Annotated in this window: 21 protein-coding genes; 6 read left to right on the forward strand and 15 right to left on the reverse strand. The window is 70.9% G+C overall.

What is annotated here, in order from left to right; all coding sequences use genetic code 11:
• Positions 1-121: 121 nt before the first annotated feature.
• Complete coding sequence (locus MYMAC_RS18915; protein ID WP_095959086.1) at positions 122-1,174, reverse strand: lipid A deacylase LpxR family protein; 1,053 nt, start codon at positions 1,172-1,174, stop codon at positions 122-124.
• Between the two features lie 25 nt (positions 1,175-1,199).
• Positions 1,200-3,011 carry a signal peptide peptidase SppA gene (sppA, locus tag MYMAC_RS18920; RefSeq protein WP_095959087.1) on the reverse strand — a complete coding sequence of 604 codons (1,812 nt, stop codon included), beginning with the start codon at positions 3,009-3,011 and terminating at the stop codon, positions 1,200-1,202.
• Positions 3,012-3,089: 78 nt separating this feature from the next.
• Here sppA and MYMAC_RS18925 point away from each other — a divergent pair, with 78 nt between their 5' ends.
• A complete protein-coding gene (locus tag MYMAC_RS18925; RefSeq protein WP_095959088.1) occupies positions 3,090-3,413 on the forward strand; it encodes a hypothetical protein in 324 nt (107 codons plus the stop codon).
• A 21-nt stretch (positions 3,414-3,434) separates the two neighbouring features.
• On the opposite strand, the gene rtcA is transcribed toward MYMAC_RS18925, so the two are convergent.
• The 5 genes from rtcA to MYMAC_RS18950 form a co-directional block, all read right to left on the reverse strand.
• A complete protein-coding gene (gene rtcA / locus MYMAC_RS18930) occupies positions 3,435-4,517 on the reverse strand; it encodes an RNA 3'-terminal phosphate cyclase (protein WP_095959089.1) in 1,083 nt (360 codons plus the stop codon).
• 117 nt (positions 4,518-4,634) lie between these two features.
• Positions 4,635-6,572, reverse strand: a complete 1,938-nt coding sequence (locus MYMAC_RS18935) for a CocE/NonD family hydrolase (RefSeq protein ID WP_095959090.1) — start codon at positions 6,570-6,572, stop codon at positions 4,635-4,637.
• Between the two features lie 158 nt (positions 6,573-6,730).
• The gene (locus MYMAC_RS18940) at positions 6,731-6,937 is read right to left on the reverse strand and encodes a hypothetical protein (RefSeq protein ID WP_013940437.1); all 207 of its coding nucleotides are present in this window, start codon (positions 6,935-6,937) and stop codon (positions 6,731-6,733) included.
• Between the two features lie 285 nt (positions 6,938-7,222).
• Complete coding sequence (locus MYMAC_RS18945; protein WP_095961624.1) at positions 7,223-7,849, reverse strand: YdeI/OmpD-associated family protein; 627 nt, start codon at positions 7,847-7,849, stop codon at positions 7,223-7,225.
• A gap of 43 nt (positions 7,850-7,892) precedes the next feature.
• A complete protein-coding gene (locus MYMAC_RS18950) occupies positions 7,893-9,257 on the reverse strand; it encodes a hypothetical protein (RefSeq protein WP_095959091.1) in 1,365 nt (454 codons plus the stop codon).
• Between the two features lie 95 nt (positions 9,258-9,352).
• On the opposite strand from MYMAC_RS18950, the gene MYMAC_RS18955 reads away from it, so the two are divergent.
• The 4 genes from MYMAC_RS18955 to MYMAC_RS18970 all read left to right on the forward strand — a co-directional run bounded on the left by MYMAC_RS18955 (position 9,353) and on the right by MYMAC_RS18970 (position 13,607).
• Positions 9,353-10,660: an MFS transporter gene (locus MYMAC_RS18955; RefSeq protein ID WP_095959092.1), complete on the forward strand. Its 1,308-nt coding sequence runs from the start codon at positions 9,353-9,355 to the stop codon at positions 10,658-10,660.
• Between the two features lie 84 nt (positions 10,661-10,744).
• Positions 10,745-11,743: a bile acid:sodium symporter family protein gene (locus MYMAC_RS18960; RefSeq protein WP_095959093.1), complete on the forward strand. Its 999-nt coding sequence runs from the start codon at positions 10,745-10,747 to the stop codon at positions 11,741-11,743.
• A gap of 148 nt (positions 11,744-11,891) precedes the next feature.
• Positions 11,892-12,446 carry a DUF2378 family protein gene (locus MYMAC_RS18965; protein WP_013940442.1) on the forward strand — a complete coding sequence of 185 codons (555 nt, stop codon included), beginning with the start codon at positions 11,892-11,894 and terminating at the stop codon, positions 12,444-12,446.
• A gap of 81 nt (positions 12,447-12,527) precedes the next feature.
• Complete coding sequence (locus MYMAC_RS18970; RefSeq protein ID WP_095959094.1) at positions 12,528-13,607, forward strand: hypothetical protein; 1,080 nt, start codon at positions 12,528-12,530, stop codon at positions 13,605-13,607.
• Between the two features lie 4 nt (positions 13,608-13,611).
• Here MYMAC_RS18970 and MYMAC_RS18975 read toward each other — a convergent pair whose 3' ends face one another.
• The 5 genes from MYMAC_RS18975 to MYMAC_RS18995 form a co-directional block, all read right to left on the reverse strand.
• Positions 13,612-14,904, reverse strand: coding sequence for an Nramp family divalent metal transporter (locus MYMAC_RS18975; RefSeq protein ID WP_239988879.1), 1,293 nt, complete (start codon positions 14,902-14,904; stop codon positions 13,612-13,614).
• Between the two features lie 34 nt (positions 14,905-14,938).
• Positions 14,939-15,982 carry an alpha/beta fold hydrolase gene (locus MYMAC_RS18980; RefSeq protein ID WP_013940445.1) on the reverse strand — a complete coding sequence of 348 codons (1,044 nt, stop codon included), beginning with the start codon at positions 15,980-15,982 and terminating at the stop codon, positions 14,939-14,941.
• A complete protein-coding gene (locus MYMAC_RS18985) occupies positions 15,979-17,550 on the reverse strand; it encodes a GMC family oxidoreductase N-terminal domain-containing protein (RefSeq protein ID WP_095959096.1) in 1,572 nt (523 codons plus the stop codon). Before MYMAC_RS18985 ends, MYMAC_RS18980 begins: the two co-directional genes overlap by 4 nt.
• Positions 17,551-17,562: 12 nt before the next feature.
• A complete protein-coding gene (locus tag MYMAC_RS18990) occupies positions 17,563-19,926 on the reverse strand; it encodes a GMC oxidoreductase (protein WP_095959097.1) in 2,364 nt (787 codons plus the stop codon).
• 178 nt (positions 19,927-20,104) lie between these two features.
• Entirely contained in the window at positions 20,105-21,604 is a 1,500-nt protein-coding gene (locus MYMAC_RS18995; RefSeq protein WP_095959098.1) for an ELWxxDGT repeat protein, read from the reverse strand.
• A 323-nt stretch (positions 21,605-21,927) separates the two neighbouring features.
• On the opposite strand from MYMAC_RS18995, the gene gspG reads away from it, so the two are divergent.
• Positions 21,928-22,380 (forward strand): type II secretion system major pseudopilin GspG, encoded by a 453-nt coding sequence (gspG, locus tag MYMAC_RS19000; RefSeq protein WP_095959099.1) that lies wholly within the window; start codon positions 21,928-21,930, stop codon positions 22,378-22,380.
• Positions 22,381-22,397: 17 nt separating this feature from the next.
• Here the strand turns inward: gspG and MYMAC_RS19005 are convergent, their stop codons facing one another.
• From MYMAC_RS19005 to tesB, 3 genes are all read right to left on the reverse strand, one after another.
• Positions 22,398-23,099, reverse strand: coding sequence for a type 1 glutamine amidotransferase (locus MYMAC_RS19005; RefSeq protein ID WP_095959100.1), 702 nt, complete (start codon positions 23,097-23,099; stop codon positions 22,398-22,400).
• A 43-nt stretch (positions 23,100-23,142) separates the two neighbouring features.
• Positions 23,143-23,421, reverse strand: a complete 279-nt coding sequence (locus MYMAC_RS19010) for a hypothetical protein (protein ID WP_238539738.1) — start codon at positions 23,419-23,421, stop codon at positions 23,143-23,145.
• Positions 23,422-23,537: 116 nt separating this feature from the next.
• Positions 23,538-24,407 carry an acyl-CoA thioesterase II gene (gene tesB, locus MYMAC_RS19015; protein WP_013940452.1) on the reverse strand — a complete coding sequence of 290 codons (870 nt, stop codon included), beginning with the start codon at positions 24,405-24,407 and terminating at the stop codon, positions 23,538-23,540.
• Positions 24,408-24,538 lie beyond the last annotated feature (131 nt).

A 24,538-nucleotide genomic window follows, 5' to 3' on the forward strand; every position in this document is an offset into this window, starting at 1 on the left:
GGGAGGTTAGGCGTGAATCTACGGTACGGGCAGCATCTCCGCCATTTTGGTGCGTAGGGCGAAGCCGGGAGCGTTCGACGCCCGAGCGAGGCCGTCAGCGCGTGCCAGTGAGCCCACAGCGTCAGTGCAGATACGATAGCTGAATCTGGGTGAACCGGTGACCTGACAAAAGCGGATTGGGCGGGTCGGCCATCTCCTGCGAGCGGAACACCATGCCCAGGCCGAACTGGAACCCACCCGTTCGGAACGCCGCGCCGAACTCGCTGTCCCCCACGATGGGCGCCTTCCGCACGCTGATGCTCGGCCGGAACAGCGTGCCATCGAGGAACAGGTTCCGCGCCACCACCCTCACCTGCCCCCGGGCGTACAGGTAGGCCTCCCAGGCGCGTTCGTCGCGAAGCGGCAGGGCCTCCGAGCGCGGCTCACCACACCGCCCCCGTCGCTCCTCCAGTCCCTCCAGCACGGACGGCATTATGGGCGCCAGGCCATACGGGCGGGCGAGGTAGCCCACACGGACCGTCCCGCCCAGGCTCCCATTCACGAACACCGTGCCCAGCATCGCGCCGGCGGACCACGTCACATCCACCACGGGGCTCCAGAGCAACGGCTGCTCGTGGAGCGCGGAGAAGTGGAACGCGGGCTCCGTGGGGAGCTGCTTCTCCCAGCCCACCGGAATCCGCGCCACCGTGTGCCCGAAGAGGTTGTTCAACGTCCGGTGCAGCCACCGCTGCGTCTGCGCCGCTCCGGACGCCGGCCCCGTAACCCCCACCGTGGCCTGAAGCGTCAGCCGCGATGCGTCCGCCGGCGCCCGCCCCGCCCGGATGTGCTGGAAGAGGACGCCGCCGTGCAGCCAGCCGCCATAGGGCCGGTCGTTCGGGTTCGGGAACACCGCCTGCTCCGGCAACGGAACGATGCGGCTCGGCGTGTACATGTTCTGCGCCAGCGACCCGCCGCACAGGTACCGGTGCTCCACACCGTCCGGAAGCCTCAGCGTCCGCGCGATGGACCGGCACCCGTCGTACTCACCGAAGTGCTCCAGGCGGACGCCGTTCGTATAGAGCCGGTCGCTCTTGGCCAACACGTCATTCTCGAAGTGGAGGCTCGTGACGAAGGGCAGCTTCTCCTCCGCCTGAGCCAGCCAGGATGCGGTCAGCAGCGCGAGTGCCTTCAGCATCCCTCCAGTCTACCGCTGGCGCCCGTCAGTCCCCGAACGGCCACTGGTCAGCGGGCAACACTCGACCCACCACGTCGGCCACGTCGAAGCGCGCACCCTCACCCTCGAACGCCTCCGCGCCCCCGAGCCCGTTGAAGCTCAGCGCCGTGGGACACAGCGCATACGTCTGCGCATGGGACGCCCCCATCAGCAGACGCAGCAGGTTCACCCGCTGCTTGGGCCCGCCATAGGTCATGATTTCAAACCGCTCCGCCGCCGGCACCTTCGCCAGCGACAGCGCATGGCGGCACGCCTCCTCGAAGCCCCCGACCTGGTCCACCAGCCCCACGGCCTTCCCGCGCATGCCCGAGTACACGCGGCCCTCCGCCAACTGGTGGATCTCCTCCTTCGTCCGCCCCCGCCCCTTCGCGACGATGTCCAGGAACGCCTGGTACATCTCCTCGACCTCGGCCTCCAGCGTCGCCAGCTCCCGCGGCGTGAAGTCCCGCGCCATCGAGAAGATGGCCGCGTTCTGCCCCCGGGTCAGCACCGCCTTGTGCACCCCGAGCTTCTCCATCAGCCCGGACACGTCGAACTTGCCGGCGAAGACGCCAATGGAGCCCACCATGGCGTGCGGCGCGGACCAGATCTCCTTCGCGCCCACCGCCACCATGTACCCGGCGCTGGCGCACACCCGGTCCATGTACGCGATGACGGGCTTCTTCCGCGCCACGCGCTGCACCGCCTCCAGCATCTGCTCCGACGCCAGCGGCGTCCCGCCCGGGCTGCTGATGTAGACGACCACCGCCTTGGAGCGCCTGTCCCGCCCCGCAGCGCGCAAGGCCTTTACCACCCGGTCCGCGCTCGCCATCTTCCCGCTGGCGCCCTTGCCGGGGACGATGATTCCCGACACGGGCACCACCGCGACGCGCGGGTTGCGCCGCAGCCGCTTCCAACGCACCGGCGGGAACGGCACCGTGGAGCGGTACGTCTCCATCGGCTCCAGCTCCGTCTCCTCGTCCCCTGCCTTCGCCAGCCCCAGGTGCGTGGGCAGGCTCGCCTCGCTCACCAGCGCGTCCACCAGCCCCGTGTCCAGCGCGCGCCGGGCACTGAAGGGCCCCTGGTCGATCAGCGCCCGGACCTCCTCCGGCGTCTTCCGCCTTCCCCGGGCCACCACGTCCACCAGGTCCGCGTAGCGCTCATCCAGGAACGACTCCACCGTCCGCGTCTGGATGTCCGACACCACGGGCGAGGTGAAGAGCTCCGGCGCCGTCTTGTAGTCCCCGCGCCGGACGAAGTGCGGCCGGATGCCCACTCGGGACAGGCCCACGCCCAGGGCCGTCGTTTCGGCCGCGTAGCCCACCAGCTCCACGCGGCCCATGGGGGCCAGGAGCACCTCGTCCGCCGCGCACAGGAGGGCATACGCCTCGTTGTCCACGTGGACCGCCCAGCCCACCACCCGCTTCCCCTGGGCCCGGAACGCCGTCAGCACGGCCACCAGGGCGTCCCGCTTCGCCGCGGGCACGGCCAGGTCCTCCACCTCCAGGAGGATGCCCTTCACCCGGCCATCCTTCGCCAGCAGCTCCAACGATTCGCGCAGGCGCTCCACGGACGTGACGTCCGAGGGCTCCGGCCGGTTGCCACCGAGTTGCACCCGGCGGCGCCGCTCCCGGTACGGCGGATCCCCCGTCAGCCGGAAGCGGACGTAGGCGGGCCGGTGGCTGGCGGCCAGCATCCGGAAGGGGGCGCCCAGCAGTGTGGCCAGGAGGAGATACAGGTTGGCGAGGACGATGAAGGGCAGGCGCAGCATGGCGTCCGGAATGGAAATGTGGGTCCCCGGCCCGTAATGGACGCTCACTCGGGGTGCAAGCCCTGTTCAGTCCATCCGTTGGGTCGTGATAGCCTCCCCGGCCATATGCGATTCCTCGTTCCCCGGTTGCTCCTCGTCCTCGCGCTCAGCTCGGGTGGTGCCGCGCTGGCCCAACCTCGCAAGCAGGTCCAGGAGTTCGAGGCCCCCCGCGAGATGACCGCGGAGGAGCGTGAGGCCGCCAAGCAGCGCGCCATGGGCAACAACCTCAACGCCTACGGCAAGGACGTCCAGCTCAAGCAGAAGCCCATCCCCTGGATGGCCATTGGCCTGGCGGGGCTCGTGTTCGTGGGGGCCGTGCCCTTCGCCATCCGCGCCTACCGCAACACGTCCAAGGACATCGCGGGGCAGAACACCTTCGGCGCCAACCGTGGCGACGACGAAGTGGCCTGAAGCCCGTCCGGCCTCACTCCCTCAGGCCGGCCGGACCTCCACTGAACCGCCCGCCTCCACCGTGACGCGCACCGGAAGGAAGCGCTCCACGACGCGGGCGTGGGTGGTGAGGTGGTCGGTGATTCGCGCCGCCGTGAAGCGCGTGGTGCCCGGCGACGCCGGCCCCAGGCGCCCGGCGGCCAGCAGCGCGGCGGGCAGGAGGATCTGATCCGCCAGGTGCTCGTCGAGCGCCCCACCCGTCTCCATGAACCCCGCCAGGGCCTCGCCCGCCTCGCGGCCCACGTCCTCGGCGGGCCGGCCGCGCTCCCCCAGCGCGGTGAAGCCCGCGATGGTGTGCTCGAACTGCGCCAGGACGAAGGTCACCGTCCCCACCGAGCGCGTCACCGCCAGCGGCCGGTTGTCCGCCTCCGCCAGGATGCCGCGCTCACGCAGCGCCCCCACGGCGGCGCGCGACTGACGCTCGGCGATGGTGAAGGGCAGCCCGCCGGTGAAGGACGACACGCGCACCTCGCGGAGCATGCCGCGCGCGGGCAGCTCCACCAGCAGGGGCGGCTCCTGCGGCGCCCCCACCTCCGCGACAAGCTCCCCCGCGCCCTCCGGGTAGAAGCCGGCGTGGACCAGGGACAGCAGCACGGGCAGCCCGTACGCGTGCGCCACCGGCTGCCAGACGGTGGCCACGTAGTGGAAGCTGGGGCTGTGGGACAGGTGCGTGCCGCCTCGCAGCGTCAGGCGCCCGCCGCCGGCCAGGGCCAGCGGATAGACGAGGCACTGGAAGAGCAGCGGCGTGCTGCCCGCGGTGCCCACCTCCAGCAGGTAGTCCCCGGGGCGCACGGGGCCCGGGGTGAAGGACAGCTCGGACGCGCCGACGGTGGCGCCCTCCGAGGACGCGGCGCCGCCACACAGGGCCTCCGCGCCGCGCACGCAGGCCAGGTGCTGGGGACGCAGACCGGGCGGCTCACGTCGCTCGCGCAGGCGCGTGAGGTGGAACGGGCGGCCGGTGATGAGCGACAACGACAACGCGGAGCGGAGAATCTGCCCGCCCCCTTCGCCCTCACTCCCATCCAGACGCACCAGCCCGGAGTCGGGCCCCTGGGTGCCGGTCATGTCCCTCCCGCCTGGGGTGCCACCGCGTGAAGGCCCAGGGTAACAGGAACGCAAGGCCCGCACCCGCAGGACTACGCCCGTCCCTCCACCGCTGTACAGAAGCAGCCCTGATGGCGGCTACTCGTCCAGGGCCGGAAGCACGCCCACCCGGACGAAGCTCGGGTTCGCCGCGGAGTGGTAGACGCGGTGGAAGGCCCGCGTGAAGTGCTCCTCCTTCGCCTCGAAGATGTTGGGCACCCAGGTCTGCGGGTTGCGGTCGATGAACGGGAACCAGCTCGACTGGACCTGGATCATCACGCGGTGCCCGCGCTGGAAGGTGTGGAACACGTCGTTGATGACGAAGCGCACCTTCGTCACCTCGCCGGGCTTGAAGGGCTTGGGCTCGCTGAAGCTGTCGCGGAAGCGCCCGCGGAAGGGCTCGCCGCGCACCAGCGTCTGCTGATGGCCCCGGTTCTTCTTCCCCTTCTCCTCGTCCCCCTTGCGCCAGCCGCGCACCTTGCCCGGGTTGACGTCCACCAGCTTCACCACCCAGTCCGCGTCGGTGCCTGTCGTGGAAACCCACAGCTCCGCCTCCAGCGGCCCGGCCACGGTGAAGTCGCGCTCCAGCGGCTCCGTCTCGAACACCAGCACGTCCGGCCGGCGCGCGGCGAAGCGCTGATCCTCCGTCATGTACTCCTTGCTCCAGCCCGTCATCATCTCCTGCGTGTACGGCACGGGCTTGGCCGGGTCGCTCACGTACTCGGCGAAGGACGCACCCGTCGTCTTGGGCGCAGTGGTGGCCAGCCTGCCCTTGGGCTGGAAGTAGAGCCGCGTCTCCTTCAGGCCCTTGGGCGGCCAGGTGTCGAAGCGGCGCCAGCGGTTGGCGCCCGTCTCGAACACCAGGGCCTCCGGCAGGTCCGGCTTCGCGCCGCCCTTGAGGTGGTGCTTGAAGAAGTCCAGGGCCAGCGTCTGGTAGGCCTCGCTGGTGGCGAAGCCGAAGTCCGCGTCACCCAGGGACTCGCCGCCGCCGCGCTGCCAGCCGCCGTGCGGCCACGGGCCCATGATGAGGCTGTTGGAGATGCCGGGGTTCTGCTTCTCGATGGCGGCGTAGGTCCGCAGCGGGCCGTAGAGGTCCTCGGTGTCGTACCAGCCGCCCACCGTGAGCACCGCCGCCTTGATGTTCCGCAGGTGCGGCAGCAGGTTCCGCGCCTTCCAGAAGGCGTCGTAGTTGGGGTGCGCGGTGATGTCCTTCCAGAAGGCCACGTCGCCCTTGAGGTGCTTCGCGTCCGCGTTACCCAGGGGGCCCAGGTCCAGGAAGAACTGGTAGCCGTCCGGCGTGCCGTGCTCGAAGCGCTGCCACTCCTCGTTGTCCGTGGGCTGGGGCCGGGGCTTGCCGAAGGTGGAGAAGAAGTTGAACGCCAGCGCCAGGTTGAAGGCGCCGTTGCGGTGCATGTCGTCCCAGAACCAGTCGGCGATGGGCGCCTGCGGCGACACGGCCTTGAGCGCCGGGTGCGAATCAATGGCGCCCGCCGACGCGTAGAAGCCCGGGTACGAAATCCCCCACTGCCCCACGCGGCCGTTGTTGTGCGCCACGCGCTTCACCAGCCAGTCAATGGTGTCGTACGTGTCGGTGCTCTCGTCGAAGTCCTTCGGCCCGGACTTCTTCGGCTTGTGCGGGCGGACGTTGACGAACTCGCCCTCGGACATGTTCCGGCCGCGCACGTCCTGGAAGGCGAAGATGAAGCCGTCCTTCTCGAAGGCCTCGGTGGGCGCCAGCGCGGGGGGATAGCGGTCCACGCCATAGGGCGCGACGCTGTAGGGCGTGCGCACCAGGAGGATGGGATAGCGCTTGCCAGGGGACGCGTCCGCGGGGACGTAGACGGAGGTGAACAGGCGCGTCCCGTCCCGCATGGGAATGCGGTACTCGAACTTGGTGTATCGCGAGCGGACGCGCTCGGTGCGCTCGGGCGAGATGCTGTAGGGGCGCTTCGGGGCTGGCGGGGTGGACTGCGCCTGCGCCGGGCCTGCGGAGGTGGCCAGCAGGACGGCCGCGAGGCATCGAGACACGGGATGCATGCACGCTCCAGGAACGATGATGCTGGGGGACGCCCCGCAACAGCGGAGCGGCCCGCTTGTTCCCGGAATCAGCCGAGCGCTTCGCCGACGTCGTCCAGGCCGTCCTTGCGCGGCTTGTCATGCGGGGTGGCCCGGCCGGTGCCCAGCCGCCTCGCCGCTCAGGGGACGCCAGCCCGGCCTCCTTCGATGACCGTCAACAGGGCCCCGGCCTTGGGCTCCTGGGCGCGAGGCTCCGAGGCCGCGCGCTGTCCGGCCCCCGCGCGCTCGACGGACGCCGAGCGGGGGTTGGACGCCTGGGACACCGACGCACGGCGCGGCGCGGGCCGCAACGGCAGGCCGAAGTACAGGTACATGTCGAGCAACATGGAATGACTTCCCCTTGGCGGATGCGTGGACGGTGAAACGCATCCGGCTTGGAGCAATGGTGATGCCACCGGTTGTCCGGCCCTTCTCCGGGGCATGCCGCTTCGCGAGGAAGAAGCGAGCGGCACCGTGCCATGGGCGCCTGGGGGCTTCTCGTAAAAAAGGATGAAGTTACGTGTGGCCGACGTGGCCCCGGCGTGCGAGCCCTGCCACCCCGTGGGGGACGGTGCCCCGACACCCGCGAGGCGTCTGGCACCGGGCTGTGACGTGTTTGGGCCCCGCCCGGCTCAGGCGTGCAGGGATTCGTGCCGGGCCAGCATCTCGACGAACTGCTCGATGCGCCGGGCGCGCGTCTCCGCCTTCTTCGCGCTGTGGACGCGCCAGAGGATGGCGTACCGGTTCGCCGCGTTGAGGGTGGCGAAGAACTCGGCGGCCTTGGGGTTGGCGGCCAGCGCCTTCGCCAGGTCCTCCGGCATGGTGGCCTTGCTCTGGGATTCATAGGCCGCGTCCCAGCGGCCGTCCTTCCGGGCCTCCTCCACGACCTTCATCCCGGAGGGCTTCATCCGGCCCGCTGCGATGAGCGCCTCCACCTTCCCGCAGTTGATCTTGGACCAGACGCTCTTCGCGCCCCGGGGCGTGAACTTCTGGAGCCACCAGGCGTCGTCGAACGTGTTCTTCTGCCCGTCAATCCAGCCCCACTCGAGCGCGACGTCGAGCGCCTCCGCGTAGGTGACGGAGTCGATGCCCGAGCCCTTCTTCGCGAGCTTCAGCCAGAGCCCTGGCGACGAGGCGTGATTCGCCTTGAGCCAGGCCGACCACGCGGCGGGTGACGCGAAGGCGATGACGGAGAGCTCGGCGGCGGGGGACTTCTTCGTCGCGGACTTCGGGACGGCGGCCTTCTTCGTGGGGCTCATGGCGGCCTCGACGGATACCACGGGCCCGCGGCGCGGCGCCAATCTACGGAGGGCTCCCCGCCGCCGACTTCGCGTCTTCCCCACCGCCCCACAGCTTCTCCTTCAATGCGCTCAAGCCCTTGCCGCCAGCGGCCCGCACGCCGTCGAAGGACTCGCCCGCCGCGCGGGTGATGTCGTCCACGGAGCGCTGGGCGAGGCCGTGTCGCACCCGGTCCATCCACAGGAGGGGCGCCAGGACCTGCCCTGCCCGCTCCGGCCCCAGGAGCGTGACGGCGATCTTCTCCGGTCCGCCCGCCCGGGCCACGAGCGCCTGTCCCAGGATGGCGGCGGCCCGGGCCTGGAGGAAGATGGGCAGTTGGTCGCCATGCGCGCGCATCGCGTCCGCGCTGGCCTGGATGTCGCGCCGCGCGGCGTCACCCAGGTATGGACTCTTCGCCAGGGTGTCGAGTGAGCGCGCGGACTGCTCGTACCGCTCCCGGCGGAAGTGGATGAAGGCCCAGCCCCACCACGTCAGCTCGTTCTCGATGCCAAGCCTCTCCAGGGACGCCAGGCCCCGCTCGAGGTCGTCCTCCGCCGCGCGCTCGCGCTCGAGCCCCATGCGGTTCCAGGCCCGCAGGAAGTACCCCGTGGCGAGCAGCGTCTCCCGCACCTGCGCCGGCGTGGCGTCCCGCACCGAGGGAAAGGCGCTGGCGGGAAGCGCCTCGGCGTCGGACAGGTAGGCGTTCAGCTCCTCCTCGGCCGCGTAGTGGTACCCCGCGTTGCAGAAGGCCAATCCCCGGCTCCCGCGCACGGAGACGCGAAGTCCGGGCGGCCAGCCGGGCCGAGGCGTGGCGCGCGACAGCTCGTACAGCACCAGGTCGGTGGCGGGCACGCGGTTGCCCGAGTCCGCCGCATCCAACACGAACCACAGCGCGGAGAGGAGCGCGTGCTCCTGGCCGGCGTCGTAGCCCGGCAGCGGGAGCGGCTGCGCTGGCTGCCAGCGGCTCCACAGGAGGGGGAACTCGTCCTCGTCGCGCTGCTCCAACGTCTTCTTGGCCTTGTAGAGCGCGACGCCCAGTTCCAGGTACGCCTTCGCCACGCGGAGCGTCTCCTCCTCCGAGGCGGCCTTGGCCGGCAGCTCCCGCGTGGCGGACAGCGTCTGCCAGAGCGCGGCGACCTCTGCGGGCGCGTCCGGGTGGCCCTCCGCGCGCAGCGTCAGCTTGAGCGCCCGGTACGGCACCAGCGAGTAGGCGTCGCGAATGCGCGTCTCAATCTCCTCCCGCTCCCGCGCCGCGCGCTCCGCATCGGACTTGCGGCAGCCGCTCAGGGCCGCGAGCAGCACCACGGTGAGGACGCGCCCCAGGAGACGTGGCCCCCTGTCGTGCCGGGCGTGGGACGGAGCCGCGCGAGAATCGGAGCGCGGGGCCATGGCGTCGCGACGTGGGAGCATCGTGAAAGGAAGGTATCACGGCGACCTGGGCGTACCCATGCCCCCGCCCCCGTGGAGGCCGACACGGGCAGACGGTGGCGCGTGGCGGCCGCGTGGATTACAGCGCCGCCAGCATGACTCCTCAGGCGACGGCACCCGCGCGCGGCATCTTCCAGCATCGCGACTTTCGCTTCTATCTGCTGGCCCGTCTGTGCGCGGTGCTGGCGGTGCAGATTGAGTCGGTGGCCATCGGCTGGCAGGTCTACGAGCTCACGGGCAGCGCGCTCGCGCTGGGCTACACGGGCCTGGCGCAGTTCGTGCCGTTCGTGTCGCTGTGCCTCGTGGGCGGCCAGGTGGCGGACCGGGTGGACCGGCGCACCATCCTGGCGGTGTGCCAGACGGTGATGCTGGTGTGCAGCCTGCTCCTGCTGGCCTTCACCCTGGGCCACATCCGTGACGTCCGCTTCGTCTACGGCGTCCTCGTCCTGTTCGGCGCGGCGCGTGCGTTCCATGCCCCGGCGGGCTCCGCGCTCACGCCGCACCTGGTGCCGCCCGAGCACCTGACCCGCGCGGTGGCCATCAACTCCACCACCTGGCAGGTGGCCACCATTGGCGGGCCGGCCGTGGGCGGCATCCTCTATGGCCTGGCGGGCGCCACGGGGGCCTATGCCGCCTCCGCGACGCTGTGCGCCCTCTCCGTCGTCTGGATTCTCGCCCTGAAGGTGCGGACCGGCCGGGCATCCTCGGAGCCCCTGTCCCTGTCCACGCTGGTCGCGGGGCTGGCGTTCGTGGGCCGGCAGCGGCTGCTGCTGGGCAGCATCACCCTGGACCTGTTCGCCGTGCTCTTCGGTGGCGCGGTGGCGCTCCTGCCCATCTACGCGCGGGACATCCTGCACACGGGGCCGTGGGGGCTGGGCCTGCTGCGGTGCGCACCGGCCGCGGGCGCCGCGCTGGTGGCCGTCTTCCTGGCGCTGCGGCCCCTGGGCGGAAACACCGGCCGGAAGATGTTCATCGCGGTCGGCATCTTCGGCGCGGCCACGCTCGTCTTCGGCATGAGCCGCTCGCTGCCCCTGTCCCTGCTGGCCCTGGCGGTGGCGGGCGCCGCGGACATGATCAGCGTGGTGGTCCGTCACACGCTGGAGTTGATGGCCACGCCGGATGACATGCGAGGCCGCGTGGGCGCGGTGAACATGATGTGCATTGGCGCCTCCAACGAGCTGGGGGAGTTCCGAGCGGGCGGGCTCGCCGAGTCCGTGGGCGCCGTGCCCGCGGTGGTCGCGGGCGCGGTGGGCACGCTGGCGGTGGTGGCGCTGTGGGCGTGGGCCTTCCCGGAGCTGCGCCGCGTGGATCGCCTGGAGGCCTTCGCGAAGACGAAGGAGCCCCCGGCGGCCCCCGCGACCTGACGTCGTCGCGCCACGGGAGCGGTGCCTGGGCAGTGATTGCACGCGGCTGGAAGGCGTGGACCATCCGGAGTAAGGGGGCCGGACATGCCCCTTCGCCTCGTGAAACGCCTCGCCCGGGACTGGTTCCTGCTGGGGATGCTCTGCGCCGTCGTGCTGGCCGTGCTCTTCCCGGAGTTCGGCGCGTCCGGCGGACCGATGCACGCGGACGTGGTGGCGGACGTGGGCATCTTCGCGGTGTTCCTGCTGCACGGCCTGGGGCTGCCCGCCGCGCAGCTCCGCGCGGGCGTGGTGACGTGGCGGGTCCACGTGGTGGTCCAGACCTTCACCTTCGTCGTGTTCCCGCTGCTGTGGTGGCTGGGGGACGCGGCCGTGGGCCGCTGGCTGCCGTCCGACGTGTCGCTGGGGCTGCTCTACCTGTGCGCGGTGCCGTCCACCATCTCCTCGTCGGTCGCGATGACGGGCGCGGCCCGGGGCAACGTGCCCGCCGCCATCTTCAATGCCAGCCTGTCCAGCCTGCTGGGCATCGTGTTGACGCCGCTCATCATCGGCCTGTTCGCCAGCGCCACCGGGCAGTCGCTGTCCATGGGCGAAGCCGTCCTCAAGCTGGCCACCCTCCTCCTGCTCCCGCTGGCCCTGGGACAGCTCCTGCGCCCGCTCGTGGGCGCGTGGTTCGCCAGGTACCGGCCCTACACGAACGCCTTCGACCGGGCGATGATCCTGCTCCTCGTCTACGCGTCGTTCTGTGACTCGATTGCCTCGGGCGCGTTCTCCAAGTACGGCGCCCAGGTGCTGGGCCTGGCCTTCCTGGGCGCGGTGCTCCTCCTCGCCATCGTCCTGGCGCTGACCACGCGCGTGGCGCGGGGGCTGGGCTTCTCCAAGGAGGACGAAATCGCGGTGGTCTTCTGTGGGTCCAAGAAGACGCTGGCCTCGGGCGTCCCGATGGCGCGGCTGCTCTTCGGCGCCAACCCCGCCCTGGGGCTCATCGTCCTACCCCTGATGTTCTATCACCAGGCCCAGCTCCTCGTGTGCTCGCTGCTGGCGGAGCGCTACGCGAGGCGGCCGGCGCCTCCCCCCGGCGCGTAGGGGAAAGTGGGCGTGCGCCCTCCCCGCCCCTGGCGCACCTGGGAGCCCGCGGCTGTGATAGGTGCGCGGGCCACGCATGTCAGCGCCACACAGAACGCCCTCGGGCTCGCTTGACCCGGCGGGTACAGCCCGGGCTGGAATGCACACCATGGCCGACAGACTCGTCTTCCCACCCATCGTGGAAGGGCTCTTCGTCCGGGGACTCTCCGGGCGGGTGTCGCCCCTGCTGCGGCAGCAGTTGCGCAGCGAGGGCCTGGACCTGGACCGGCCGCTGCTCCCCGCCTACACGCTGGAGACGTGGATCCGCTGCGTCACGCTGACGGCGAAGTCGCTGCACCCCCACGAGCCCGACGAGGTGGCGTGGCGGCTGCTCGGCGAGCGGATGATTGATGGCTACCGTGACACGCTGATGGGCCGCGCCCTGCTCGGAGTGATGAAGCTGCTGGGGCCCTGGCGGATGCTGTCCAAGGCCCAGCACGGCTTCCGGACCAGCAACAACTACACGGAGGTCCGCATCACCGAGACGGGGCCGACGGAGGCCGAGGTCTGGCTCAACGAGCCCGGCATGCTGCGCTACTTCAAGCAGGGCGTCATGCTGGCCATGTCCCGGGCCGCGGGCGGCGTGGCCGCGACGGTGGACGTGCGTGACTTCGACGAGCACTGCGTCACGTACCGCGTCGCCTGGAAGGAGCCGGGCCGCTGAGGCGGCTTGCCCTCGGGGGCGCCCCTCTGCGACGGTAGCCCCGCGATGGCGCGCCGGCGCCATGGGTGAGGGGGGGACATCATGCCGTCGAGCGAGCACGCCAATCTTCCGCGATGGAAGGGGCAGCAAGGCTTCTTCGAGATCTGGTTCCTGTGCGTGCTCGACCCGGGCGGGGAGCGCGCCTGGTGGTTCCGCTACACGCGCTTCACGCCCGCGCCAGGAGCCCCCGGTGAGCCACGCGCCATGCTGTGGGCCGCCGCCTTCGACTGCGCGTCGGCCACGCCCGCGCTGGGGCTGAAGGCCATCCATCCCCTCTCCCGCTTCTCCGCGGACGCCTCCGGCCCGTTCGGCATCCGGCTTGGCGACGCGGAGCTGGCCCCGGGCCGCTGCCACGGCCGCGTGGCCTCCGGGGGCCACTCCATTGACTGGGATTTGCGCTACACGCCCGCGTCCTCGCAGGCGGTGCGCCGCGCGCCCCGGGGCTCGGACCTGCTGCCGCTCCCCACGCACGTGGCCCACGCCCACGACGACATCACCTTCACGGGCACCGTCACGGTGGACGGGCACCGGTATGACGTCCAGGGCGCTCCGGGGCTCCAGAAGCACCTGTGGGGCCACCGGCGGCTGGAGGAGCTGACGTGGCTCTACGTGCCGCGCTTCCAGGAGGACCCGGACGCCCGCCTGGAGGTGCTGTCCGTGCGCGCCCGCCGGCACGCGCTCAGTCCCCGGCTGTCGCCCATCTACCTGCGCACCGCCCAGGGCGAGCACCGGTTCCACGAGGCGCCGGAGCTGCTCTTCACGCGGCTGGAGTCACCACACGCGGGTGAGCTGCGCTTCCAGGCGCGCTCGGCCACCGTCACCGTGAAGGGCCGCGCTTGGTGCGACCCGAAGACGCTGGTGGGCTACGTCTACCGTGACCCGGCGGGCTGGGACGTCCACGTGGCCCAGAGCGACGTGGCCACCTGTGAGCTGGAGCGCTTCACCCGCCCCCACCCCTTCGCGGCGTGGAAGCCGGAGGGACGGCTCACCTCCACCGTGGGCGCCCTGGAGTTCCACGCGCCGGAGCCACTGGAGGGCGTGCGCTACATCGGCTGGGATGAGACCTGCCTGTCCGAACCCGGCGCGCTGCCGTCCACGGCGGCAGGGGGCGGCCAGGGCTGAGCGTTCAGCGGCCCGCGAGCTTGCGGAGCGCGTCGAACGCCTCGCTCGCGCCCACGCCCAGGAACAGCAGCAGCGTGGCGGTGAGCGCGGCGTTGACGAGCCAGGTGTTGCGCAGCCCGCCCACCCACGCGGCGCGGTTGTTCATCCACAGCAGCGTCGCGGCCAGCAGCGGCATGAACAGCGAGCCCATCACCGCATAGGCGAGCTGCGCGCGCTGCAAGGGCACCCACAGGAGCGGCAGGGGCACCACCGCCAGCGCCACCAGAGAGCCGCGCCACGCGCGGGTGTCGCGCAGCGGCACCGCGGCGCTCACAGGCTCCCGGCGATGGACGCGCAGGAAGTCCGCGAAGAGGTACGGCACCCCTTCCCAGACGCCCAGCAGGCTGGAGAACACCGCGGCCCAGAAGCCCCACAGGAAGAGCCAGTAGCCGAACGGCCCGATGACATCGGACAGCCGCTGCGCCAGCAGGGTCGCCACGCGCAGGCCGCTCCCCTGGAGCTGCACCGTGGAGCCGATGATGACCATGGCGATGCCGAACAGCGCCGTCAGCGCGTAGCCCACGGCGAGGTCGGCCTGACACGTCCGGAGCCACCCGGCGCCCTCCCGGCCTCGCTCCCGAATCCAGTAGCCGTAGGACAGCACCGTCACCGTGCCGCCCACGCCGCCCAGCAGGCCCAGCACCCACGCGGTGCCGCCCGCGGGCATGGACGGAATCACCAGCCCTCTCGCCGCGGCGCTCCAGTCCGGCCCCGAGGCCACGGCCGTGAAAATCACCGTGACGAACATCACGCCGATGCACGCCGCCATCAGGCGTTCAAAGAAGCGGAAGCCGCCGGCCCAGACCAGCCCCAGGCCCACCAGCGAGTGCGCCACGCCCCAGACGCGCCGCGACGTCTCCGGGTCGCTCGACAGGGGCCACAGCGCGTCGCCCGCGGCGCCGCAGGCGGAGATGAGGGCGCCGCCGGTGAACAAGCTCCACCCGAGCAGGTAGACGAGGAAGACGTAGCGCAGCCACGCGCCGAAGCGGGCCCAGCCCTCCAGCACCGTGGTGCCCGTGGCGAGCTGCCACCGGGCGATGCCTTCATTGAGGAAGCTCTTCAGCACCGCGCCCACGACGGCGGCCCAGAGGATGCTCATCCCCACCGCCGAGCCCCCCAGGCTCGCGGTGAGCAGGTCCCCCGCCCCCACGCCCGTCGCCGCGACGAGCATCCCGGGGCCGAAGCGGGCCATCCAGCTCAGGCCGGCCGGCGGCGCACCGGCGGGGGCCTGCGCCGTTGAAGGAGAGGACGTGTCCATGGGCGAGGCTGGGACGCTACCCCGCCTGCCCCGCTCAGGCCATGGCCTCCAGCGCGCCGCGGATCACCGGATACGTGTCCTGCGACGCGGTGCTTCCCATGAAGGTATCCAGGTGCCCGTACCCCGCCAGGACCTTGCGCTGGTAATACGACGCGCCGTTCTCTTCGCGCAGCCACTCGTACGTGAGCTCCGTGGACGCGGGCATGTACGTGCCATTCTGCGCTCCGGACACGAAGGTGATGGGGCGCTTCAGGTGCTCGGCGCGGAGGTACGACGGCGGCTTCTCCCTCCCGTAGCGCCGGAGGTTCTCCTCGCGGCCGTGGTCGAAGCCCAGCGCGTAGCCCGCGCGCGCCATCTGCGCCAGGTGCCGGAACGTCAGCATGTTGCAGGGGCCGAACTGCTCGTCCAGCCGGTCATGCGTCTCCCGGTTGATGCGCGCGTGCCGGTAGAGCTGCCCGTACATGAAGGTCAGCCGGTGGCAGACGGTGCTGTCACATTCATGCCGGAGCAGGCCCGCCAGGGCGCCGAAGGCCGCCTGGAACAAGGGGCTGCCCGGGTCCTCGTCCGGCGTGAGGTAGTCCCGCGGGAGGTCCAGCACGTCCGGCAGCCGCAGCATCGCCTTGAGCTGCGTGGACGGCGGGACGATGTGGTGCAGCGCCACCTGCGAGGCCACCACGGCGCGCACGTCCGGCAGCAGCCCCGCCGCCATCGCCATGAAGAAGGTCGCCGAGCCCGCGCAGTGCACCACCGCCTGCACGGTGGCCGCGCCGGTGCGCTCGCGGACGAGCCGGACGGCGGCGGGCATGTCGTGGCGGGCGGCGTCATCCAGCGTGAATTGCCGCAGCGGCAGCTCCACGCTGGCCCGCCAGTCCAGCAGCCAGGTGTCGTAGCCGTGGCGCACCAGGTGCTGCACGAAGTTCTCCCGCACCGTGGGCAGGAGGAACATGCCGCTCCACACGCCGGCGCCATGGACCAGGAGGACCGGGCCCTTGGCGCCGCCCTGGTAACGGGTGAGCTGCAACGGAACACCGTCTCCCGCGGGGAAGTCATGCCGCTCGGCGGGGGGAAGCGTGCTCATGAGGCGCTCCTCGAAGGGGATGAGAAGCCGTGCACCACGGCCTCGGCGATGCGCTCCGCCACCGCGCTGATGGTCATCACCGGGTGGAAGCCAATGGCGGTCGGGATGACGGAACCGTCCGCGACGTGAAGGCCGGGATAGTGGAAGACCTCTCCCTCTGGAGACACCACGCCGCGCTCGGGAGCTTCCGCCAGGTGGGCACCGCCAAGCGAGTGCACCGTGAAGGGCCGCTTGAAGAGCTGCCAGGTGACCAGCGGCGCGAAGGTGGCGCCGTACTGGGCGGCCAGGTCCTGCATCGCGTCGGTCATCCGGCGCACCAGCTCCGCGTTCTCCGCGGCGAAATCCCACGACACGTCCAGCTGCCCGTCGCTCAGGTGCATGCGCCCGTTGGCGTTGTCCTGCCCGATGCCGAAGAGGTTGGACGTGCGCGCCGCGTCCACGTCGTCCTGGAGGGGCCGGCTCAGCAGCCCCTTCCTGAAGGCGGCGTGGACGGCCGGGCCCAGGCAGGTCCACAGCGGCGCCCCCAGGCCCTGGAGCCGCCCGAGGTTCGGCTGGCCCAGGCCCGCGATGACCTCCGTGGCGGGCTGGTTGAACGTGGCCTTCACCAGCGTGAAGCGCGGCTCCCGGTCGGTGAAGCGCATCACCGTGGACACGTCGGGGCCCACCCAGGGCTGGAGGTCCTCGCGCGCGCCCTGCATGGACGCCAGGAAGTCGCCGTTGCCCGAGTAGCCCTGCCCCAGCCGCCGGCTCACGCGCGGCAGCGTGCGCGCCACGTCCCGGCTGCGCAGCAGTATCTCCACCGTGCCCAGCGTCCCCGCGGCCAGCACCACGCGCGAGCCCTCCACCGTGTGCCGCTCCCCCGACACGAGGTCCTGGCAGTGGACGCGGTAGCCGCCCCAGACGTGCTCCACGTGGGAGACGAGCGTGCGGGCCAGGACCAGCGCCCCCAGCGCCTCCGCCCGCGCCAGGTACGTCAGGTCCATGGTGTTCTTCGCGCCGTGCTGGCAGCCGAATTCACACTCCGCGCAGAGCTGGCACACGCGCCGGCCCGGCCCGGGCGGCTCGGAGAACGCCACGGCCACGGGCGGGTCGAACGTCTCACGGCCCAGGCCCCGGGCCGCGCGCTGGAAGAGGTCCCGCTTGCGCAGCGGAATGGACGGGGGCACGGGGTTGAGCCGCAGCTCCCGCGCCACCTTGTCGAAGTACGGCTCCAGCGAGGCTCGACGGTACGACGCGGGCCAGCGGGGATCCTCGAAGACCTCGGCGTCCGGCCGCACGTGGACGTTGGCGTAGATGAGCGAGCCGCCGCCGACGCCCGCCGCCGTCACGGTGCCGATGCCGGACAGGAAGCGCACGTCGTAGAGCCCCTGGGCCCTGCGCCGTGAGGCGTGGCGCCAGAGCACCTCGTCCGCGCGCGTCACGTCCCGGGGGAAGTCGCCGGGCCGGTAGCGCTTGCCGCGCTCCAGCACCAGCACCGACTTGCCGGCCTGGGCCAGCCGCAGCGCGCTGATGGACCCTCCGAAGCCGGAGCCCACCACCACCACGTCGTACCGCGTTGCCGTCGCCACGATGCGCCGCTCCTATTCCAGCTTGGTTCGCGCGAAGACGTCCCAGAGGTTGCCCATGAACATGCTCCCAAAACGCTTCAGCGCGTGGGCCTTCGCCACCGGGGAGGTCGTCCCCAGCACCGCGAAGGTCGTGAGCTGCTGGAGGAAGTCCGGCATGCCCAGGCGGATGATGCCGCTGGCCACCGCGGGTGACCCCCGGTCGCCGCCCCGGCGGATGACGGTGTAGAGCGTGGACGTGTCCGCCCACATGTCGAAGCCGTCGTCGTCCCGGACGTGCTTGTAGCCGTCCAGCAGGTACTGCTCGCCGTCCAGGCCGGTGAAGGGCAGCAGGTAGAGCATCCGCCGCTCGTAGTAGCTGTCCGTGTCCACGAAGAGGTTGAACACGCCGCGCTCCACCTCGGCGCCGCCCGGCGGCGTGAGGCCGTGGACGTGGACCGTGCCTTGCGCGATGCCGGCGTGGGCCTTCTCCGCCAGGAAGCGGTCCAGGTTGGTCAAGGTGATGGTGAGGGTGAACTCGGCCCCCCTGCCCTGTGACTTGCCCTCGTGCTCCGCGCCCGCGTAGTCCGTGACGGGCTCGTGGCCCGGGTGGATGAAGCCACGCATCCGTTCGGTGAAGCGCAGCCCCACCACCGGCGTTGGCGACAACACGGTGCCCCCCTCGGGTATCACCACGCTCCGCATCGGGTCCTCCCTGGGCACCACCTTCGGAGGTGCCACACGCGTGCTCATCCGCATCGACGCGCGGAAGGGCTCCGCCGCCGCCCGGCCCGACGGTGTCCCCGCCCGCTCCGGAGCGGTCCAGCCCGGGTGGCCCAGCGCCTCGCGGATGGCCGCCTCGACGTTCCGCTCCGCCACCGCGGCGATGGTGGACGACGGGTTGACGCCGGTGCTCGCGGGCAGCGCGGCCCCGTCCAGGACATAGAGGCCCGGGTGGCCGTGCACCTCGCCGTCCGGGGTGAGCACGCCATACGCGGGCTCCTCCGCCATGGTGCAGCCGCCCAGGTTGTGGACGGACACCGGGATGTGCAGCCGCTCCCACAAGGGGTTGAACACGGCGCGCGCGCCGAGCGCCCGGGCGATGTCCTGGCAGAGCTGCTCCTGCGTCCGGTACAGCGGCAGGTTGGACGGCACGTCCCAGCGCACCTCCATGTCACCGGAGAGGGGCCGCAGCGCCAGCCGCCCGTTGGCGCGATCCCGCCCCATGGCGAGGAACACGGCCTGGAAGCGGCCTTTCTGCTTCTGGAGGTCCGACTCGCTGGGGGAGCGCCGGCGCAGCGCTCGCACCAGCTCCTTCTGGAGCAGGTCCGCGGGGACACGCAAGTCCCGGCCCAGGTCCAGCACCTGGAGCAGCCCCGCCGCCTGTCCTGGGTGGCCGCCCTCCTGGAACAGGAACCACGTCTTGTCCTTCCCCTGCCCCTGGTCCACCACCAGGCTGGTGGTGATGGTGGGGCCCTCCGCCGGATCCCACACCTCGCGCGTGTCGAAGGCGAAGGCCAGGAAGTCCCCATTGGCGGAATAACGGCAGCCCAGCCGGTCGCTGATGCGCGGCAGCGTGCCCCACTGGTCGCGGCAGCGCAGCAGCAGCTCGGTGGTGTTCACCGTGCCGGCGCACAGGAAGACGCGGCGGGCGTCCACCGTGCGGGGTGCGCCGTCCGCGGCGTGGTCGGTGTACGTGACGCGGTAGCCGGCGGAGGACAGAGGCTCGATGCGCGTGGCCTCGGCCTGGGTGGTCATCTCCGCGCCGTTCTGTTCGGCGACGGCCAGGTAGTTCAGGTCCAGCGTGTTCTTCGCGCGGACGTTGCAGCCGATGTCACATTCGCCGCAGCCGTTGCAGCCCTCCTGGGGCACGCCGAACTTGTTGGGCATGGGCTCGCCGCGAGAGGCGAAGCGAACGGCGAGGTCCGGGTAGAAGAACTGCTGTTCGCGGCCGAGCTTGCGCGCGACCTCACGCATCCGCTGGGTCTTGGTGGGCAGGTCGCGCCCGGACGCGGTGATGGGCTGGAGGTCCAGCATGTACGCGACCAGGTCGCAGTACGGGTCCAGCGCGGCGCGGCTGTAGCCCTCTGGCCAGTCGGAGTCGAACGTCTCCGCGGGCGGGCGCAGGTGGACATTGGCGTAGATGAGCGAGCCGCCGCCGTACCCCGCGGCCTGGACGATGCTCATCCCAGGCAGCAGCTTCACGTCGAAGAGACCCTGCCCGTACCGCCACAGCCAGCCGTTGAAGGGGTTGCTCCAGTCGCGGGGGAAGCTCCCCTTCGGGTAGCGCAGGCCCCGCTCCAGGACGCGCACGGACAAGCCCGCCTGCGCCAGCCGGCACGCCGCCACCGCTCCCCCGAAGCCGGTGCCAATGACCAGCGCGTCGTACGTCGGCGCCATGTTCCCCCTCGTTGCGACCCAGCCCCTGGGCAGGTTTCAACTGCCAACCTATTAACGCACGAGGGTCTGATCCTTCGACCTCCACAGACCGAGCCGGTCCAACCCCTTGAATTCTTTGTTTCACGCGCGGAGCCACGGGGTGGAAGCCGACGCCTCCCCCCGTTCCGCGCGCGGACGCTCAGTTGGCGCCGCGGTGATGCTCACACTCCCCCTTCGGACGGAACGGCAGCGCCCACAGCTCACGTCCCGTCGTGCCGTCATCCGCGGAGAAGAACACGTCCCAGCCCGAGCGCACGAAGTCACGGGGGGACGACGAAGCGCTCCCATGCGCCAGCCCGCGGAGCTGCTTCGTGCCTGAACGGGTGCCATCACTCACCCAGGGCTCGAAGCCGTGCACGCCATCGTTCGCGGAGAAGAACAGCGTGCCTTCAATGGACGCCAGCGCGTTGGGATCCGACGAAGCACCACCGGACGCCAGGTCCTTGAAGAGCCGGGTCCCCGCTCCGGTGCCATTGCTCACCCAGAGCTCACGCCCATCACCCGAACCATCATTCGCGGCGAAGAAGACGCGCGAGCCCAGCACCGCCAGCGAGCCCGGCGAGGAGCCCATGGGTCCTGGCCAGATGTCCTTCACCAGCCGCGTGCCCGGCGGCGGCGAGCCGTTGCTGATCCAGAGTTCCTCGCCCTCGGCTTCCCCGCTCCCGGCGCTGAAGACGACCCGGTGCCCCAGCGCGACCAGGTCGTGCGGGTACTCGCCAACGAAATGCCGCAACCGCTCCGTGCTCGAGGCGGCCCCATCCGTCCTCCACAAGCTGGCCTCGCCCTCGTCGTTATCCAGGAGGAAGTAGAGGCGCGACTTCACGGCCAGCGGACTGAAGATGACGTTGTCGCCCGCCCGGCTGAGGACGGAGATGGCGCCTGGCACTCCGGTGCTACGCCAGAGATGAACCGTGTCGCTGGAGCCCTCCTCCTGGGCCGCCACGAAGTAGAAGGCCTCGTCGCCCACGCGGGCGAAGGTGTGCGGGAATGAGTCAGCGGGTCCGGGTTCGATGTCTTCGACGAGGTACGTCCCCGCTTCCGTGCCATCGCTGCGCCACAGCTCGCTTCCGTTCACGCCGTCATCCGCGCCGAAGTACAGGACACCGCCGAACTCAACCATCAAGGGCGAGTTCCTCCTGAAGAAGGGGCTCGGACGGTGGACCCCATCCGCCGGCCCCGGGTAGATGTCCTTCACCAGGTACGTGCCAGCCGACGTCCCGTCGGTCACCCACAACTCGTAGCCGTGAACACCATCATCTGCGGCGAAGAACACCCGGTTCCCCACCCGGGTGAAGTTCGAGATCTCCGAGCTCGCCAGCCCCGGGTAGATGTCCTTCACCAGGGCCGTGCCGCTCCCGCCGGTTCCGCTGCTTCGCCACAGCTCACGTCCATGTGTGCCGTCGTTGGCCGTGAAGAAGAGGACCCGGTCGCCGTGGAACAAGTCGGCGGGATCGGACCCCGCCGCGCCGGGGTGGATGTCCTCCAAGCGGACGGCCTTCTTCCCACACAACTCCCACTTCTGACTCAGGTCGGACGCCTGACTCGCGGCAGCGACGTCTTGGACCTCGGTGACGTCTTCGACTTCGGTGCCACAGCCCGCGGCGCCCAGAAGGATGAGGAGTGGAAGATGGGGCTTCATGACGGCCTCCTTGTGATGGCGCGGCCCGTCCGCGCCGATGCCGGAGGGTGAGCGTCACGCACACCCGCATCCACTGCGCACGAGTGGCATGCCGCTGGCGGAATACGACAGTCACGCGCCGCGGGCCTGCGCGGTCGGGGCCGCGCCTGTGCCTCACCAGGTCGGCACGGCGACTGCACTGACTGTCCTTCGAGCCCGGCTCCGAAGGCGGTCACCGGCGCTCAGCGGCATCGGCGCGAGCAACGCGGCCCCAACGCCAGACATCACGCCACGACGGGCACGCACGCGCCGGACACAACGTCACACGAGGTCAAAACCCCAAGATGAATCCAACCCAGCAGAAGCTGAAGGCCCGGCGTCGTCCCGTTCGCGGCTTCACACTGATTGAAATCATGGTGGTCATCACCATCCTCGGCCTCATCGCCGCGGCGGTGGGCGTCTCCGTGATGTCGAACCTGGAGGAGGCCAAGCTGAAGACCGCCGCCCTGGACATCAAGACCTTGGAGACGGGGCTCAAGCTCCACTACATGAAGACGGGCAGCTTCCCGGAGACCCAGCCCGGACTGGAGGAGCTCCTCCAGGCGCGCACGCTGGATCGCCTGCCCAAGGACCCGTGGAACCGCGACTACGTGTACACGAATGAGGGCGGCAGCCCTGTCATCCTGTCGTACGGCGCGGACGGTGCCCCCGGGGGTGACGGCAGCGACGCGGACATCTCCTCCCAAGTGGAGTCCCCGTCCGCGAGCGCGGCCCGCAAGCCCAAGGGGCTCCGTTAGTCCGCCCCCCGCTCACGTCAGCGGCCCGCCGCCACGCGCGCGAAGTGATGGGCCAGCCGGTGCAGGACCTCCGTGTTGTCGGCCTCCGCGGCCTTCAGCTTGGGGAGCTGCGCCTTCAACTCCTGGAGGTTCTTCCCGCGCTGCTGGAGGCTGTCCGCCTCCAGGTCGATCCACCGGCCCATCTCGGTGGCGGTCAGCTCCAGGTGGAACTGGAAGCCATAGGACGTTCCCAGCCGGAAGGCCTGCTGGGTGTAGCGGTCCGTGGACGCCAGCAGCGTCGCGTCAGGGACTGGCTGGTACGTGTCCCCGTGCCAATGCGCCACCGCCGCGCGCGGACGGGCCCCGGACAACACGGGGTCCTTCTGCGCGTCCGCCGTCCAACGCACCGGGCCCACTCCGACCTCGAGGCCATTCTTGCCGGGGAACACGTCCGCGCCGGCCGCCGACGCGAGGAGCTGGGCGCCCAGGCAGAAGCCCAGGCAGGGGCGCTCATAGGCGAGCCGCGCCATCAGGATGCCCAGCTCCTGCCGCAGGAAGGGATGCTGGTCCGACTCGTAGACGGCCATGCGGCCGCCCATGACGACCAGCAGCTCCGCGTCCACGTCCTCCCGGCGCACGGCGCGGAAGCGCGGCACCAGCGTGAAGCCCGCCTCCTGCAACACCGGCCCCAGCAGGCCGGGCCCTTCGTGCTCCTCGTGCTGGAACACCACCGCGCGCATCGACGTCACCTCCGAGGCCGCGGGCGCCCTGCCCGCGCAGGGCTCAATCGTATGCGCAGGACGGGCAGGTGTTGAGGCAGACCCCCACCTGCTCTCCGTACTCCTTCACACACTCCTGGTTGGAGGCGCAGTTCACGTCGCTGGTGCAGCCCAGCTCGCAATAGCTGAGCGTGGCGTCCGCGCAGTACTGCCCCGGCTGGCAGGGGTCGTCACCCATGAAGTCCCCGCACTCGGTGTAGCCAGGCTGAAGCGGCGCCATCACACAAGCGCTGGCACCCAACGAGAGCACGGCGAGGACGGACAGCCACACACGGGTACGCATCGGAGGACCTTTCGGGAGCAAGCAGTGGAGGCCTGCCTGCTCCCGACGGCCGAGCCGGCGCCGTATTCACGGCACGTGCGTCCGGGCTCGCCGGCACCGGGCACCGTCCCCGCTTCTCAGGCCTTGGGTTTGCGGATGCGCAGCAGCCCTTCCTGGGCCACCGAGGCCACCAGCCGGCCGTCGCGGGTGTAGACGCTGCCTCGCGACAGGCCGCGCGCGTTGCCCGCCCAGGGGCTGTCCATGGCGTACAGCAGCCAGTCGCCCACCTTCAGGTCGCCGTGGAACCACAGGGCGTGGTCCAGGCTGGCGCCCAGGATGCGGGGCTGGAAGAAGCTGGCCGCGTGGGGCTGGAGCGCGGTGCTGATGAGGTTGAAGTCGGACGCGTAGGCCAGCACGTAGCGGTGCACCTGCGGGTCCTCCGGCAGGTCGCCGTTGGCCCGGAACCACACGTGCTTGATGGGCGCCTTCGCCTCCGGGTTGAACGGATCGCTCGGGGCCACGGGGCGGATCTCAATGGGCTTGTCGCCCAGGAACTTCTCCCGCAGCGCCTCCGGGATGCGGTCCTTCAGGCGGCCCAGCAGCTCCTGCTCGGTGGCCAGCCCCTCCGGCCCTGGCACCTCCGGCATGGGCGCCTGGTGGGCGAAGCCCTCCTCGTCTCCATGGAACGAGGCGATCATCGTCAGGATGGGCTCGCCCTTCTGCACCGCCACCACGCGGCGGGTGGTGATGCTGCCGCCATCCCGCACCCGGTCCACCGTGTAGACGACCGGGAGCGACGCGTCCCCCGGCCGCAGGAAGTACCCATGCAGGGAGTGGACATGGCGGTCCGCCGGCACCGTCTGGCTGCCCGCGGACAGCGCCTGCCCCAGCACCTGGCCGCCGAAGAGCTGGCGGAACCCCAGGTCCTGACTCCTGCCTCGAAACAGGTTTTCCTCGATCTTCTCCAGCTTGAGGAGTGACAACAGCTCGTCCAGGACTCGGCTCATGGGCCCTGTCCTAACCGACCCGAGGACGCCTGTCGCGGGGAGCTCGGCCCCTGTCACGGTCCACCAAGCGACATCGGCCCGGAGTGAGGGGGGGCAATTTCACAGTGGGAATAGCCGGCTCATGCGCTGCG

The sequence above is a fragment of the Corallococcus macrosporus DSM 14697 genome (assembly GCF_002305895.1).
Taxonomy (GTDB): domain Bacteria; phylum Myxococcota; class Myxococcia; order Myxococcales; family Myxococcaceae; genus Myxococcus; species Myxococcus macrosporus.